16 protein-coding genes are annotated in these 14,211 nt (G+C 40.8%); 14 read left to right on the forward strand and 2 right to left on the reverse strand.

What is annotated here, in order from left to right:
- Positions 1–124: 124 nt before the first annotated feature.
- Both NYE23_RS01910 and NYE23_RS01915 read right to left on the reverse strand, forming a co-directional pair.
- Entirely contained in the window at positions 125–610 is a 486-nt protein-coding gene (locus NYE23_RS01910; RefSeq protein WP_341075064.1) for a hypothetical protein, read from the reverse strand.
- On the reverse strand, positions 603–995 hold the full coding sequence (locus NYE23_RS01915; protein ID WP_341075065.1) for a hypothetical protein: 393 nt from the start codon (positions 993–995) through the stop codon (positions 603–605). Before NYE23_RS01915 ends, NYE23_RS01910 begins: the two co-directional genes overlap by 8 nt.
- Positions 996–1,312: 317 nt before the next feature.
- Here NYE23_RS01915 and NYE23_RS01920 point away from each other — a divergent pair, with 317 nt between their 5' ends.
- The 14 genes from NYE23_RS01920 to NYE23_RS01985 all read left to right on the forward strand — a co-directional run bounded on the left by NYE23_RS01920 (position 1,313) and on the right by NYE23_RS01985 (position 14,189).
- A complete protein-coding gene (locus tag NYE23_RS01920) occupies positions 1,313–1,942 on the forward strand; it encodes a DUF4912 domain-containing protein (RefSeq protein ID WP_341075066.1) in 630 nt (209 codons plus the stop codon).
- On the forward strand, positions 1,939–3,174 hold the full coding sequence (locus tag NYE23_RS01925) for a glycosyltransferase family 4 protein (RefSeq protein WP_341075067.1): 1,236 nt from the start codon (positions 1,939–1,941) through the stop codon (positions 3,172–3,174). Before NYE23_RS01920 ends, NYE23_RS01925 begins: the two co-directional genes overlap by 4 nt.
- Positions 3,175–3,237: 63 nt before the next feature.
- Positions 3,238–3,879 (forward strand): hypothetical protein, encoded by a 642-nt coding sequence (locus NYE23_RS01930; protein ID WP_341075068.1) that lies wholly within the window; start codon positions 3,238–3,240, stop codon positions 3,877–3,879.
- 77 nt (positions 3,880–3,956) lie between these two features.
- Positions 3,957–4,106, forward strand: coding sequence for a 50S ribosomal protein L33 (gene rpmG / locus NYE23_RS01935; protein WP_053434400.1), 150 nt, complete (start codon positions 3,957–3,959; stop codon positions 4,104–4,106).
- A gap of 115 nt (positions 4,107–4,221) precedes the next feature.
- On the forward strand, positions 4,222–4,797 hold the full coding sequence (locus tag NYE23_RS01940; protein ID WP_341075069.1) for a 5-formyltetrahydrofolate cyclo-ligase: 576 nt from the start codon (positions 4,222–4,224) through the stop codon (positions 4,795–4,797).
- Entirely contained in the window at positions 4,790–5,578 is a 789-nt protein-coding gene (locus tag NYE23_RS01945) for a DUF92 domain-containing protein (protein ID WP_341075071.1), read from the forward strand. The genes NYE23_RS01940 and NYE23_RS01945 overlap by 8 nt, the downstream gene beginning before the upstream one ends.
- Positions 5,579–5,621: 43 nt before the next feature.
- Positions 5,622–6,572 (forward strand): L-lactate dehydrogenase, encoded by a 951-nt coding sequence (locus NYE23_RS01950; RefSeq protein ID WP_341075072.1) that lies wholly within the window; start codon positions 5,622–5,624, stop codon positions 6,570–6,572.
- Positions 6,573–6,662: 90 nt separating this feature from the next.
- Positions 6,663–6,866, forward strand: a complete 204-nt coding sequence (locus tag NYE23_RS01955; protein WP_048008275.1) for a hypothetical protein — start codon at positions 6,663–6,665, stop codon at positions 6,864–6,866.
- 135 nt (positions 6,867–7,001) lie between these two features.
- Positions 7,002–8,522, forward strand: coding sequence for a rhomboid family intramembrane serine protease (locus tag NYE23_RS01960; protein ID WP_341075074.1), 1,521 nt, complete (start codon positions 7,002–7,004; stop codon positions 8,520–8,522).
- Positions 8,523–8,657: 135 nt separating this feature from the next.
- On the forward strand, positions 8,658–10,145 hold the full coding sequence (locus tag NYE23_RS01965) for a spore germination protein (RefSeq protein WP_445662578.1): 1,488 nt from the start codon (positions 8,658–8,660) through the stop codon (positions 10,143–10,145).
- A 126-nt stretch (positions 10,146–10,271) separates the two neighbouring features.
- Positions 10,272–10,472, forward strand: a complete 201-nt coding sequence (locus NYE23_RS01970; protein WP_061791187.1) for a YqgQ family protein — start codon at positions 10,272–10,274, stop codon at positions 10,470–10,472.
- 19 nt (positions 10,473–10,491) lie between these two features.
- Entirely contained in the window at positions 10,492–11,454 is a 963-nt protein-coding gene (locus NYE23_RS01975; RefSeq protein WP_341075076.1) for an ROK family glucokinase, read from the forward strand.
- A 170-nt stretch (positions 11,455–11,624) separates the two neighbouring features.
- Entirely contained in the window at positions 11,625–12,812 is a 1,188-nt protein-coding gene (locus tag NYE23_RS01980) for a M14 family metallopeptidase (protein WP_341075077.1), read from the forward strand.
- A gap of 228 nt (positions 12,813–13,040) precedes the next feature.
- Complete coding sequence (locus tag NYE23_RS01985) at positions 13,041–14,189, forward strand: YqgU-like beta propeller domain-containing protein (RefSeq protein WP_341075078.1); 1,149 nt, start codon at positions 13,041–13,043, stop codon at positions 14,187–14,189.
- Positions 14,190–14,211: the final 22 nt, after the last annotated feature.

The following is a 14,211-nucleotide window of genomic DNA, read 5'->3' on the forward strand; positions in this document are numbered from 1 at the left end:
TGCCTTTTTGGGAGGATTGGCTTGTGATCTCGAAGGGGTAGGCGCTGGAGCTAGACAAGAAAAGCGGAAGCGCCTTGCCGCACAGGAGCTATTCAATAAAAAAAGCTAAAAGGAATCTTCCCTTTTAGCTTTTTGTTATGATTTTAGCAATTTCTTTATAGCTCATATTATGGTTCAGTTCAAATGTGCCCAGCTGTATTTTTTTGCTGTACCCGTATTCCTCCATGTAATTGCCGAAGTCTGCTGCCTGGTCAATTACACTTGCTTTTTCAAGAAGTGACGCGATTTCCCCGGGTGTCATGCCGCTCTCAATGGTTAGCTGATATACTTTCTGAGACTCTTCTTCCTGCTCCGTATTTTCCTCAGCAGGTTCTTCTTCTTTTACTTCCTTATTCTCGTTTTGGTCTTTGGCGTCCGTCTGCTGTAAGAGAGTATATTCTTCGTTTGTTAATACAGTGTAGCTGTTTGCCTGCAGGAATTTTTTTGCGCTGCTTTCATCGATTGTTCTATTTGGGGTTTGCCCCGGTTTATTCAAAAAGTAGGCTGTGCCAAAGGCTATGACGGCAATAAGGATGCCAAATGCAAATGCCCTGGTATTTCTTTTATTCATAGCTATGGCCCCTAAATTTCATTTCTGTTTGAATGGTCCTTACTTCATCAGGTGAGAGTGAAGATTGTCTTGCAATTTGTTCTATTGACAGCCCTTGCCTGGTCAGCAGCATCACCTGATTTTTTATTATTTCATGAACTTCCCTTTTTTCTGCAAAATGAACAGAAGGCTCTGCAGGAACGTTCTGAGTAAAGGGTTCATCCTCCACCAGCAGTTCTTCTTCCAATACTTTTAATTTCTTTTTAATTTGATACATTTCCTGGATTTGCTGCATGGACATTTGGTCCATTTCATCGCGAAGCTCTTTATAAGGATCTCTCAAAAACACTGAAAGAATTAATAGCCCTATAGATAAGATCAATAATGACAGTAAGATTGATTCCAATAAAAGTCACCTCTAATTCATTGCACAGAAATATTTTACCATCTAAATTGACAAATTTCGATATATAATCCATAAACAGGTGAAATTTAAAGATTCCTGTCGCTGAAGCTCTGTCGAATCAGAAGCTCAGCAAACGTTTTAAAAATTTTTCCTATTTGAAATCGGGAAGGCATGTGCATTCGCAAGAAGCGACAATTTCCGTTCATTGTAGACTATCCATATCAGTGATAACATTGAGTTATATAAATAGTCATAAAATTTTGCTTTTTGTCATATAGAACCCTTTTTCTATGAAAATAATCGCAAGAGGTGCCGTCATGATAGATGAAATTATTAAGCTTCGCCGCAGGGGGCTTTCATTCCGTAAAATCGCAAGTAAGCTTGATACAACAGTCGGAAAAGTACAGTACCAGTGGACCAAACTTATCCAAAATAAAGGGAAACGCGACAGCGGGGAGTCTTTAGGGGAAAAATTAATATCTGAAGAAAATATCGTGCGAAATCAATCGAAAGATCATTTGACATTAACACGTTCAGCAGATGATAGTGCAAAAGTATTCTGGAGATTGTCTATTCAGAAAGTGAAGATGCTATCACTATACTTGGACGAGCCTGTCTCTTCCTTGAGAAAGTCTTTAAGGATCTATGATGTTACCGGGGTTATTTTTGATGGAGCCAATGCGGTCTGTGATCATGAAGTGATCCTTTCCGATCATTCTGAATGGACCTTTAAAGGGCTTAAACTCGGCAATGTGTATTGTGTTGAGCTGGGCATTAAAATAACAGATACTCATTTCATTCCGTTACTGCGTTCAGAAGCATTGTATACTTCTGAGGAATCACCTTCACACAGAAAAAGTGAATCTGAGCTTCAGCCTGCATGGACGGTAAATGTGAGTACATACACCTATTATGAATCAGTGAGTGAAGGAGAAGGTAAAGAATGATGGACTCGGTAACTTCAGGACTAAATAATAATAGTTTCATTAATGATAAACCTAAAATCCTTCTTCTTACCTGGGAGTATCCTCCCCATGTGGTAGGTGGTTTATCAAGGCATGTGTATGGACTCGCAGGTGGATTAAAACAGGATTATGAGGTTCATATACTGACTGCTAATCCCGGCACTCTTTCCAGCTATGAACGTATAAACGGTATCTATATCCACCGGGTTAAGCCGCTAAATGAAAAAGATCCTAATTTTCTGCACTGGATTTTGGGATTGAATTTGGCGATGGAGCAAAAAGCCATTGAACTGTCATCCTTCTGCCACTTTGAAATCATTCATGCACATGATTGGCTTGTAGGTGCATGCGGCCTGTCCTTAAAGGAGAGCTTGCACTGTCCTTTAATTACAACTATACATGCAACAGAATATGGAAGGAATAATGGGATCTACACAGAATTGCAGAAATTTATCCATACAAAAGAAGAACAGCTGATCATTGGATCAGATCAGGTTATTGTCTGCAGTGAATATATGAAGGAAGAAGTACTTCAGCAATTTTCAATTGCCAGCGAAAAAATAGCTGTTATCGCAAACGGAATCAGCAAAGAAACAATTCTTGATGATCCTGACAGCATATTGGAAGGGCTTCCGGTAAAAAAAGGCGGAAGACTGATATTCTCCATTGGACGGATGGTGAGGGAGAAAGGGTTTGATACCTTAATAGAGGCAGCGCCTATAATAAAAGAAAAGTATCCGGATGTTTATATAATCGTTGCCGGCAAAGGTCCTATGCTTGAAGCACACAGAAAAAAAGCAAGAGAACTGAAAGTTAATGATGTCATATATTTTCCGGGATTTGTAAATGACATGCAAAGATTAGCTCTCTTTCAAAAATGCGAAATCGCTGTTTTTCCAAGTTATTATGAGCCATTTGGCATTGTAGCCCTCGAAGCAATGATCACTGGAAAGCCTGCGATAGTTTCCAATACAGGAGGGTTAAAGGGAATCGTTAAACATGAATATTCCGGGCTGTTCATGGTCCCTGGAGATCCGCACAGCTTCGCAGAGCAGGCTTCCGCTATCCTTGAGAACCCTAAAGCTGCCGACACAATTGGCAAACAAGGCCAAAAGGTCGCAGAAAGCCTATTCAGCTGGGGACGCATTGCTGATGAAACAAAAAGAGTATTTCAAGAAACTCTGATCATCCAGAAGCTGGAAGATCTGGTATGATGTATTTTATTTTACCTGCCATTAAAATGCCGTTAAAAAAATTATAGAAAAAGGTGCATAAAGATGAATACATTAAATTGGATTCAATCTGATGTTTATGAAGAAATGGAGAAAGCGCCGATCGGGAAATTGAGGATGATTCCCGGATTATGGATAGACGGGAAAACTTACTGGATGGAAAATGTCAGTAAAGAAATGTTTCCTGATGAAAATATTTCTGTTCAAATTAAGACAGAAAAAATCCACTCTAAAATTTCCTATTTTAGATGCTATATTACTAACCATGCTGACGAGCCCAGAACGATTAAGCTTTTATTGCAGCACAGACATGAGTTTTCTTCCCGTGGACACCTTTCTTTCATTTCTCCCGCAGAAAATGTCATCTTTCATATGGCTGATTCCAAGCTGTTTTTGGTTAATGGCCAGCTAAACGGCAAAAAAATGGAAGAGTGTACGATTCAGCCATACTGGAACATTTTCAGTGATCAAATATGGAACTGCAAAAAGAAAGGAACATTAAAATACCACCCTATGGCCCAGGGCAATGCAATAAGCATCTTCGCACTTAATGCAGTATTCGATGGCAGAGGAACAGCAGAAGGCGAGTCATGGATAATAAACGGAAACAGCAAATCAGAAACGCTTCAGTATAACAGCCTGCTGATAGACAGGGTTAAAGAGGATACTTTTAAAAAAACGTACTAGCATTTCGATTTAAAAAATGCTATTATAGAAAAGTCGTATGAACGAACTAGTTTGAACATAGTTTGGAGGGAAATTACATGCGCGTAAACATTACGTTAGCTTGCACAGAATGTGGAGATCGTAACTATATTTCTAAAAAAAATAAACGAAATAATCCAGATCGTCTTGAGCTTAAAAAATATTGCCCAAGAGACAAGCGTTCGACTGCACATCGTGAAACAAAATAAGCGGTAGGATCATTCCTACTGCTTTTTTTGTTGACTTTTTTTATGGATATCCTTCCCTTTTTTGGATGAATTATTGAGAGCTTTGCAAAAGTAATCTTCTGTTGGAGGTTTTAATATGGAAATCGGTAAAAAGGCCCTTAGAAAGCAAATGCTGAATCGAATGAAGGAATTGAACAAGCCTGAGTATGAACAGCTGTCCTATCAAATTGCCTGCAGCCTTTATAGCAGCCCATTATGGAGACAGACCAAAACGATAGGAATAACGGTCTCAAAGGCGCCTGAGGCTGACACTTGGCAGATTATCAGAAGAGCTTGGGATGAAGGGAAAAGGGTGGCTGTCCCGAAATGCATACCCGAATCAAAGCAAATGGTGTTCCGTGAGTTGAATAGCTTCATGGATTTGGAGTCTGTATATTATGGATTATGGGAGCCGAATCCGGAAAAAACGGATGAAGTCCCCAGTGAGGAAATCGATACTTTAGTCGTTCCCGGACTGGCATACATGAAAAATGGCTTCCGGCTCGGATTTGGCGGAGGCTATTATGATCGTTTTCTCGAGCATTATAAAGGAAGAAAGGTTTCACTGGCTTTTGAAATGCAGGTCATAACCGGCTTTCCGGTGGAAAACCATGATATGCCGGTGGAAATGATTATTACCGATCAGCAGGTGTGGGCATCCGGCGATGCTTGAGTCTATTGCTATTATTATTTTTATATTGATCACATCGCTGGCCGGATATTATTTCCGATTACTGACCTTTTCAGGCAGTATAGCGGCATTCATTGTGGGTGCGGCAGCAGGCTGGGGATTTGGTTTTTATGGCCTTCTTGTCCTGGGGTTCTTTTTTGCAAGTTCAAGCTTCTGGTCAAAATTTAAAAGCCATAAAAAAAAGGAATTCGAAAATAAGCATGCAAAAGGATCAAGAAGGGATTGGCAGCAGGTTGCTGCCAATGGAGGCATATCCGCTATTGCCAGCATATTTTATCTGCTGGATCCATCACAGGTTTGGCTGATAATGTTTCTTATCGGACTGGCTGCAGCAAACTCGGATACATGGGCATCAGAAATTGGCTCATTAAGTCAAAAACCCCCCATTTCTCTAAAAACCTGGAGGACAATAGAAACGGGTACTTCCGGTGCTGTCAGCTCTCTTGGCACGCTTGCAGCTTTGTCAGGGTCATTTACAATTGCTCTTCTATCAAATGTGCTGTTTGACATTTCAATTTATGAGGTTTTACTGATTGGAGTTCTTGGGTTTGCAGGGAATTTGATTGATTCTTTATTGGGTGCTTTTCTTCAAGCTGAATACAAGTGCCATGTATGCAGTTCAAACGTGGAAACAGCCGAACATTGCGGGCAGCCGGCCTCTTTGGTAAAAGGCTGGTATTTTGCAGATAATGATTTTGTTAATTTTTTTTCAGGTTTAGCTTCTGCCTCTGTGGGAATGCTTCTATATATCTTATTGGCATAAAGGGACTTTGCTGTTCTCTACAATTAAGTAAAGGGGAGTTATTATGAAAAGTCGGGTAAACAGAGTGGTGCTGATCGGAACAGGCTTCGTTGGATCAAGCTATGCGTTTGCACTATTAAATCAAGGTGTTACAGAAGAACTGGTGCTGATTGATTTAAATAAGGATAAATCTGAAGGAGATGCCATGGACTTGAATCACGGCATGCCCTTTGCCCCTTCCCCAACATCGATCTGGTTTGGAGATTATTCCGATTGCAAAGATGCTGATTTGGTTGTGATTACTGCTGGAGCGAATCAAAAACCCGGGGAAACTCGCCTGGACCTTGTGGAAAAAAATTCTAAAATCTTTAAAGGAATAGTTGATCATGTCATGAAAAGCGGTTTTGATGGCATTTTTCTGGTTGCGACCAATCCAGTGGATATTCTCACGTATGCTGTCTGGAAATACTCCGGACTCCCAAAAGAAAGAGTAATTGGATCCGGAACGATATTGGATACGGCCAGATTCAGATTTCTGCTGGGGGAATATTTCAAAGTCGATACGAGAAATGTTCATGCTTATATTATAGGTGAACATGGAGATACTGAATTGCCTGTATGGAGCCATGCTGATATTGCAGGGAAAAGCATTGAAGACTGGATGAAGAAAGAAGAGAATTTCAGACAGGAAGATCTTAATGGGTTATTCCTTAATGTCAGAGATGCAGCTTATCATATTATTGAGCGAAAAGGCGCGACTTATTATGGAATAGCCATGGGTCTGGTCAGACTGACCAAAGCCATCCTGCAGAACGAAAATTCTGTCCTTACGGTGTCAGCTTACTTAGATGGGGAATATGGTCATGAGGATGTTTATATTGGGGTGCCTGCTATAGTCAATCGAAATGGCATTCGTGATATTGTTGAACTTCACTTAAACACTGAAGAGAAGAATCGGTTTACCCATTCTGTTAATGTTCTCAAGAAAACGATGGATCCAATATTGAAGGATTAGTCAGTTTGTATCAATAGTGAAATTTATTTGCTATAGAGAATGGATAAAAATTATTCACTCTTCTCACAATAAGGAAGAGGAGGGAATTCAATGTCTCGATTACTATCTATTTTTATGATTGGGCTTGGTACTTATTTTGCCTATCATAACCGTTATCGATTGATTAATGTTATGTTCGGGAATGTCTTTTTGCGGAAGCTGCTGGTTACTTCAGTCATGAGTTTTCCGCTTGTCCGCGACAGGATGATGAGCTCTGTTTTTTCTTCCGGGCCATCGGAAGGGCGGCAATCTTGAAGTAAAAAGACCGTAATAGGTCTTTTTATTTTGCGGATATCTTTGGGTGCTTTTTCTTTTACAAAAAGATTCTTTTTTGCCTATAGTTAAATAAAGTATAGTAATTATTGCAATATATAGAGAGTGGGGGAAAAATTGGCCGTTCAAGAGGATTATGTATTTTGGAAACTTGCGGATTACTTCATATCTGACCACGGATACAGAATGATTCAGTTATCAGGAGATCAGGATGAATTATGGCTTGAAAGAATGGAGGATAAGAGCATAAAGGCAATCAGGCTCTTTAAATATAATCTTGATTGGAGCAATTGGATGCAGCGGGATATTGAAGTGACTGCCGAAAAAGCTGAATCGGTCAGGAAGCAGCTTGGAAAAAGGGAAATGCCGGTTTTAAATATCTATGTTTCTGCGCACCTGCCTGTTGATGACTATGAATTCCGCATCACAGACCCCTTCATGCCTGAAAATGGGAAGGCATCTGTCCGAACCATGATCATTGAGTCCGGCAAACCGGAAAGCCTGCATGAAGTTGAAGAAATTTTCGAAAAACCGTTAACCCTTCCGGCCGGAAATTATACGGAAATGGATGCTGATGCCCTGAAGCATACTGCTCTTTCTAAAGCGGTAAAAACAGCAAAAAAAGAAAAGGAAATGTTCAATTTTGGAAAGCCTTTTTTCACGTATATATTTATGGTTATTCAAGTTGCTGTCTTTTTGCTTTTGGAAGCGATGGGAGGCAGCACAGATACATCAACGTTAATTAAGTATGGGGCTAAATTTAATCCATTAATTCTTGATGGAGAATGGTGGAGGTTTTTAACCCCGATTATCCTTCATATTGGGCTGCTGCATTTATTAATGAATACACTTGCCTTATTTTATCTAGGATCGGCAGTGGAACGGGTGTATGGAAATATAAGATTTCTATTTATCTATTTGGCTGCTGGATTTGGCGGAACATTAGCCAGTTTTGTTTTTAGTCCTACACTTTCAGCCGGGGCCAGCGGAGCTATTTTTGGCTGCTTTGGAGCACTTTTATATTTTGGCCTCATTTATCCAAGCCTTTTCTTCCGGACCATGGGATTTAATATACTTGTTGTATTAGGAATCAACCTTGCATTTGGATTTACCATCCCGGGAATTGATAATGCCGGACATATAGGAGGACTGATTGGCGGATTTCTTGCTACTGGCATTGTGCATTTTCCAAAGAAGAAAAAGCCATTGCTTCAGCTGCTGTTTTTAGCTGGATCATTCTGTCTGGCTGCCGGCTTGCTGAAGTATGGATTCAATGAACCGGGAAGACTATTAAATGAACAAACTGCTATGGTAATGGCCCAGGAACATATTAATGGTGAAGAGTTTGAAAAGGCTCGTTTAATGCTTGCTGATTTTATTGAAGAAGGGAATGCTTCACCGGAAGTCTATTTTCTTTTATCATATGCTGAAATAAAAGTGGGGAGATTAAAAGAAGCAGAAGAACACCTTCTTCATGTAATTAAGGAAGATGCTTCTTTTCATGAAGCACATTATAATCTTGCACTAGTCTATTTAGAAGAAAAGCAACTGGAAAAAGCAAGGAATCATGCACAAAAGGCCGCTGATCTTCAGCCGGATCAGGAGGAGTATCAAAAGCTGTTAAATCAAATAGAATGATGCTGACAGAATTTTCAGCTTACTTCCTGGGAAATAACAGCTGCATTTCCCTGCGAATTTTTATGAATCATGCCATTTATTGGTATGATTTTTTTTATGCATGTCAATGATGTTGAATAGTATGCAAGGAAAAGAATGGAACAGAATGCTGAGGTGGGGATTTTGGAGAAAGCGAGAAGAGAGCCTGTAAAGGTTTCTCTGAAAGATAATATTGAATATCTTAGAGATGCTCTGGGAGTTGACAAAAGCTTTGATGTGATTCAGCTTGATGTGGAATATGCAGAAAGGGAAATGGCTTTATATCTGGTAGACGGCTTTGTAAAAGATGACATTCTGCACTATCTGATGAAGATGCTTGCCGGCCTGGATGCAGCCCAGCTGGAAGGAGATGCACTTTCCAGACTGATAAAAACGTATATTCCATACGTGGAAGTTGAAACAACTGATGACCTGGATAAAGTTGTGGATATGGTGCTGGCAGGGCCGACTGCTCTAGTCGTGGATGGTATCGATGAAGTAATTCTCATTGATGCACGTACATATCCGGTAAGAGGCCCTCAGGAGCCTGATATTGAACGTGTTGTCCGCGGTTCAAGGGATGGGTTTGTAGAAACACTCGTTTTTAACACAGCTTTAACAAGGAGAAGAATTAGGGACAGGACACTGCGCATGGAATATATGCAGGTGGGCAGACGTTCCAAGACAGATGTTGTTGTCAGTTATATTGAAGACATTGCAGATCCGGATATGGTGAGGAAAATAAAGGAGTCTATCTCAAAAATTGATACTGATGGATTGCCGATGGCCGAAAAATCAATAGAGGAATTCATATCAGGCCGGCATTGGAATCCATATCCCATGGTAAGGTATACCGAAAGGCCTGATACGGCAGCAACCCATCTTTATGAAGGCCACGTCTGCATTATCGTCGATGGTTCGCCAAGTGTTATCATAACACCAACAACCTTCTGGCATCACCTTCAGCATGCTGAGGAGTACAGGAATAAGCCGCTTGTAGGGGCTTATTTGCGATTTGTCCGATTTTTAGCTGTCTGGGCTTCCATCTTCCTTTTGCCATTATGGTATTTATTTGCGATAGAGCCGCAGCTGCTTCCTGATGCATTATCCTATATCGGACCCAATGACACGGGAGAGCTGCCATTAGTCGTTCAGTTCCTGATGATAGAGCTTGGTCTAGATATGCTTAGGATGGCTGCAATCCATACTCCTTCCGCCCTGGCCACTGCCTTGGGACTCGTGGCGGCCCTGATGATTGGTCAGGTAGCAGTTGAAGTGGGATTGTTTATTAATGAAGTCATTCTTTATTTAGCAATAGCGGCAATTGGAACATTTTCAACCCCAAGCTATGAAATGAGCCTGGCAAACAGGCTGATAAGAATCGGTCTGCTGATATCAACCAGTATTTTCCATACTTACGGCTATGTAGTTGGGATCCTGCTGATGATTATCATGCTTGCCAGAATGAAGTCTTTTGGGGTGCCCTATTTATGGCCATTCATCCCTTTCAATCTGAGAGCATTCAGGGATGTATTGCTAAGGTCACCAATACCATTGAAGAACAGGCGTCCGCGTTTCCTGCATCCAAAGGATCCAGATCGCTGATCGAAATCCCTTCCTGCCTGGAAGGGATTTTTTATATATTCTAGGGGCTTCTCTGTCTTGAGTAGGGGGGGATTTTAGATTATACTTTTATGTGGTATAAACTTATTAATAAGGCAGAGGTACAGAATGAAAACCATTTATGATATACAGCAGTTTCTTAAGAAATATGGAACTATCATCTACATAGGGGATCGGGAAGCTGACTTGGAGCTTATGGCTGCTGAATTAAAAGAGCTATATGATTCCCAGCTTATTGATGTAAAAGATTATCAGAGCAGCATCTTGATCCTGCGGACAGAAATTCAGAATCTTAAAGAGAATAAATAGAAAGAAAAGGTGATGGAGTTTGGCAGAAAAATGGCTGGTAGGGGTAGATTTAGGCGGAACAACAACAAAGCTTGCTTTTATTAACTACTATGGGGAAATAATTCATAAATGGGAAATTCCCACGGATAATAGTGAAGAAGGAAAAAATATTACTATAAATATAGCTAAAGCTATCGATCATAAATTAGAGGAATTGGATTTAAGCAAGGATAAAATTATCGGCATTGGCATGGGGGCGCCAGGTCCAGTAAATCTGGCAACGGGTGTTGTATATAACACTGTTAATTTAGGCTGGAAAGATAATTATCCGCTGAAGGATCTTCTTGAAGTGGAAACCTCACTTCCAGTCATCATTGATAATGATGCTAACTGTGCTGCTCTCGGGGAAATGTGGAAGGGTGCCGGAAATGGCGCTAAAGATCTGGTGTGTGTAACACTTGGAACAGGTGTCGGCGGAGGCGTAATTGCCAACGGAGATATTGTGCAGGGAGTCAGCGGGGCTGCTGGTGAAATAGGCCACATTACCTCCATTCCTGTTGGCGGGGCTCAGTGCAATTGCGGCAAAACAGGCTGCCTTGAAACAATTGCATCTGCTACGGGCATTGTTCGGCAGGCTCTTGAAAACCTTGAATCTCGCGGAGAAGGGGCTCTATCTCAATTGTACAAGGCAAACGGGTTTATTACTGCAAAAGATGTTTTCGATTCTGCAAGGAATGGGGATGAAACATCAATTCTGACAGTCAATAATACAGCTATGCACCTTGGATTGGCATTGGCAAATATTGCGAATACGTTAAATCCGGAGAAAATAGTATTGGGCGGAGGAGTTTCCAGAGCAGGAGATATACTGCTTAAGCCGGTTATTGCAAATTTCATGAAATTTGCGTTTGCAAGAGTGAAGGAGTCCACAATCATTGATATTGCGACATTGGGCAATGATGCCGGAGTAATTGGTGCAGCCTGGCTGGCAAAAAATAAGTAAATTGAAAGATAAGTACCTGAGGTGCAGGTGCTTTTTCTTTTTCTCGAAAAGTGAGAGTCTTAAGCAAAGCGGATCCCTGGTTACCTATCAGCTGCTCATTTTTACAAAGTTAATCAGTCATCTTTTTTTCTTTTTCTCATAAAATTGAAATGATGGAAAGGGGGAGAAAGATGAAAGTCAAAGTCCGCTCAGGAGATTCCTTATGGTATTACAGTCAGCTCTTTATGATGCCAGTCAATCTCATTGCTGATGCTAATCCCGGAATTAATCCTGCATCACTGAAGATAGGCCGGGAAATTAATATTCCGGGTTTTACATTACTAAATTATACGGTTAAATCAGGTGACACCTTTTGGAAGCTGAGTTCTTCCCGTAACCTGTCTGTGGATGCTCTTCTCCTTGTTAATCAATCCCTTAATCCGAACAGCCTGATCCCTGGTTCGACTATAAAACTGCCGAGGCGCGTCATAACCCCAATTGTATCAGGCAGGAGAATTTATGATTATAAAGCATTAACAGCCGATATCTCCATGCTGGCAGATATTTATCCGTTTATAAAAGTAAATACAATTGGCCGAAGTGTCCTTGGAAAGCCAATACAGGAAATACGGTTAGGCAAAGGGAATAAGAAAGTGCAAATCAATGCATCCTTTCATGCGAATGAATGGATTACGACTCCTATATTAATGGCTTTGCTGAACAGCTTTCTTTTATCCATTACAAATGTCCGGCCGATTAGAGGAATTTCAACAATGCCTTTGTATAATTCCGTTGACCTTTCCATAGTTCCAATGGTGAACCCTGATGGGGTTGACCTGGTGTTGAACGGGCCTCCAGCGGAAGTCAGGGAGGAAGTTATTTCAATAAATAGGGGCAGCACTGATTTCACAGGATGGAAGGCTAATATTAGAGGGGTTGATTTAAATAATCAGTTTCCTGCCAAATGGGACTTTGAGAAACAGCGAAGTGAACAAAGTGCTCCGGCACCAAGAGATTATCTTGGAGAAGCCCCGTTAACGGAACCGGAAGCCATAGCGATGGCGGAGTTGGCAAGAGATAATCAATTCGATCGGATGTTGGCCTTCCATACACAAGGGGCAGAGTTTTATTGGGGATATGAGGGAATGGAGCCTCCGGAATCGGAGGTAATCGCGCAAGAATTCGAGCGTGTCAGCGGATATAAGGCAGTCCAGTACATTGATAGCTTTGCGGGTTATAAGGATTGGTTTATACAGGATTTCCGGATGCCGGGATTCACAATTGAATTGGGAAGAGGCATTAATCCACTGCCCCTGTCACAGTATGATGATATTTATGAAGAGGTGCTGGGCATTTTTCTTGCATCACTTTATATGTAAAAAAATTGACTTTAAAATTGATTCTGTATTGTATTTTAATCAAGCAGACATTAAAATTACTATCATACTAACTTCTCTAAGCCAATAGTTCTATGTAAACCAGCCGCTTTTCCCAATTGAAGACGGAAAAACGGCTTTTTCCTATTAAATTTTTTAATTTCTATTAATATTGAAACATTTTCATGCTATTTACGTACTTATATTTAGGGAGAAAAGGGGGGGGCGGACTTGTTAAACATTGCAGATCACAGGAAGTTTCTTTTTGTATCTTTTATTCTGCTGCTTTCATTATTTTTAATAACCGGCTGTGTACAGCCTGAGAAAACTGAGATAGAGCAGAATAAGGATCAGGAAAAGGAAGCTTCTGAACCTTCCGCACCACCTGATGAAGCCGGAGACAAGAGCATTAAGACTATCCGGATAAAAGAAGGGGAATTTCAGGGAGCAAATGGCTGGCTCAGCAATGATCAAATTGTTTACACTGTAAATGATGGCGCAGCTTCCAGGATTTATGCTTATAGCCTGTTTTCAGGCGAACAAGAGCTTCTCTATGAAAGTTCACACCCGATTGCATCTGTAACGGTAAGCCCAGCCGGCAAATACATATTGATTCGATCATCACCTGGAACCTATGAAGCAGCCTTAACGGTTATAAAATCAAATGGAAAAGTTGTCTGGGAGGAAAATATTACTGGCTTTGATTTTGCTGTTGAGTGGAACCCTTATCATGAAGAGTCTATATTAATTGCTTCATTTACTGAAGACTGGGATTTCACACCTTACCATATAGATATCGCAAAAGGTACATTAGCAGAATTAAACTTAAGGGAGCCTTTTGCTAAATGGTGGGATTCAAATCATCTTATTTTCCTTGATTGGGACAGTGAAAACCCGTCACTTTTCGCACCGCTCGTTAAGCAATCTATTGCTGGAAATAATGAAACCCTCGTTGAGGAAGACATTTTTCAATTCGATGCTGCCAGGGACAGGCTAATGACCATTACTGTGCCGGCAAATCAATCAGACCAGGCACTGTATACTTTTATGGATAATCATTTCAATAAGCTATCATCATTCTCGGTACCTCACTTGACAAGATTTTCGGATTGGCTGGTGCCGTATTATGACTGGATTCCCCGAGGAATCATTACTTTCCAGCCATTGTATAGCGCTGAGAGTGATATGTATGCAGGGGGATTTCAGCTTATATCCGTTGACAGTGAAACCGGCGATAAGGAAGTGCTTTTCGAAGATATGGAAAATGCGCCGCTCAGCTGTTCACCCGACGGGAAAGCCTGTTTAACAGGTTTCTATCTTGAGGAACTGATAATGACCGGCAGAAAAGAGGTCATTCGGTTAGTTGAACAGAACGAGTAATCAAGCAGGTAAAGGAGCATAG

The sequence above is a fragment of the Cytobacillus sp. FSL H8-0458 genome, from assembly GCF_038002165.1.
Classification (GTDB): domain Bacteria; phylum Bacillota; class Bacilli; order Bacillales; family Cytobacillaceae; genus Cytobacillus.

What these genes read in the sequence shown, in the direction of transcription:
- NYE23_RS01955 (WP_048008275.1), top strand. Translation starts at nt 6,663, where the DNA reads ATGTCTCGATTACTATCTATTTTTATGATTGGGCTTGGTACTTATTTT.
- NYE23_RS01910 (WP_341075064.1), bottom strand. Translation starts at nt 610, where the DNA reads ATGAATAAAAGAAATACCAGGGCATTTGCATTTGGCATCCTTATTGCC.
- NYE23_RS01950 (WP_341075072.1), top strand. Translation starts at nt 5,622, where the DNA reads ATGAAAAGTCGGGTAAACAGAGTGGTGCTGATCGGAACAGGCTTCGTT.
- NYE23_RS01980 (WP_341075077.1), top strand. Translation starts at nt 11,625, where the DNA reads ATGAAAGTCAAAGTCCGCTCAGGAGATTCCTTATGGTATTACAGTCAG.
- NYE23_RS01920 (WP_341075066.1), top strand. Translation starts at nt 1,313, where the DNA reads ATGATAGATGAAATTATTAAGCTTCGCCGCAGGGGGCTTTCATTCCGT.
- rpmG (WP_053434400.1), top strand. Translation starts at nt 3,957, where the DNA reads ATGCGCGTAAACATTACGTTAGCTTGCACAGAATGTGGAGATCGTAAC.
- NYE23_RS01945 (WP_341075071.1), top strand. Translation starts at nt 4,790, where the DNA reads ATGCTTGAGTCTATTGCTATTATTATTTTTATATTGATCACATCGCTG.
- NYE23_RS01925 (WP_341075067.1), top strand. Translation starts at nt 1,939, where the DNA reads ATGATGGACTCGGTAACTTCAGGACTAAATAATAATAGTTTCATTAAT.
- NYE23_RS01970 (WP_061791187.1), top strand. Translation starts at nt 10,272, where the DNA reads ATGAAAACCATTTATGATATACAGCAGTTTCTTAAGAAATATGGAACT.
- NYE23_RS01940 (WP_341075069.1), top strand. Translation starts at nt 4,222, where the DNA reads ATGGAAATCGGTAAAAAGGCCCTTAGAAAGCAAATGCTGAATCGAATG.
- NYE23_RS01965 (WP_445662578.1), top strand. Translation starts at nt 8,658, where the DNA reads ATGGAACAGAATGCTGAGGTGGGGATTTTGGAGAAAGCGAGAAGAGAG.
- NYE23_RS01930 (WP_341075068.1), top strand. Translation starts at nt 3,238, where the DNA reads ATGAATACATTAAATTGGATTCAATCTGATGTTTATGAAGAAATGGAG.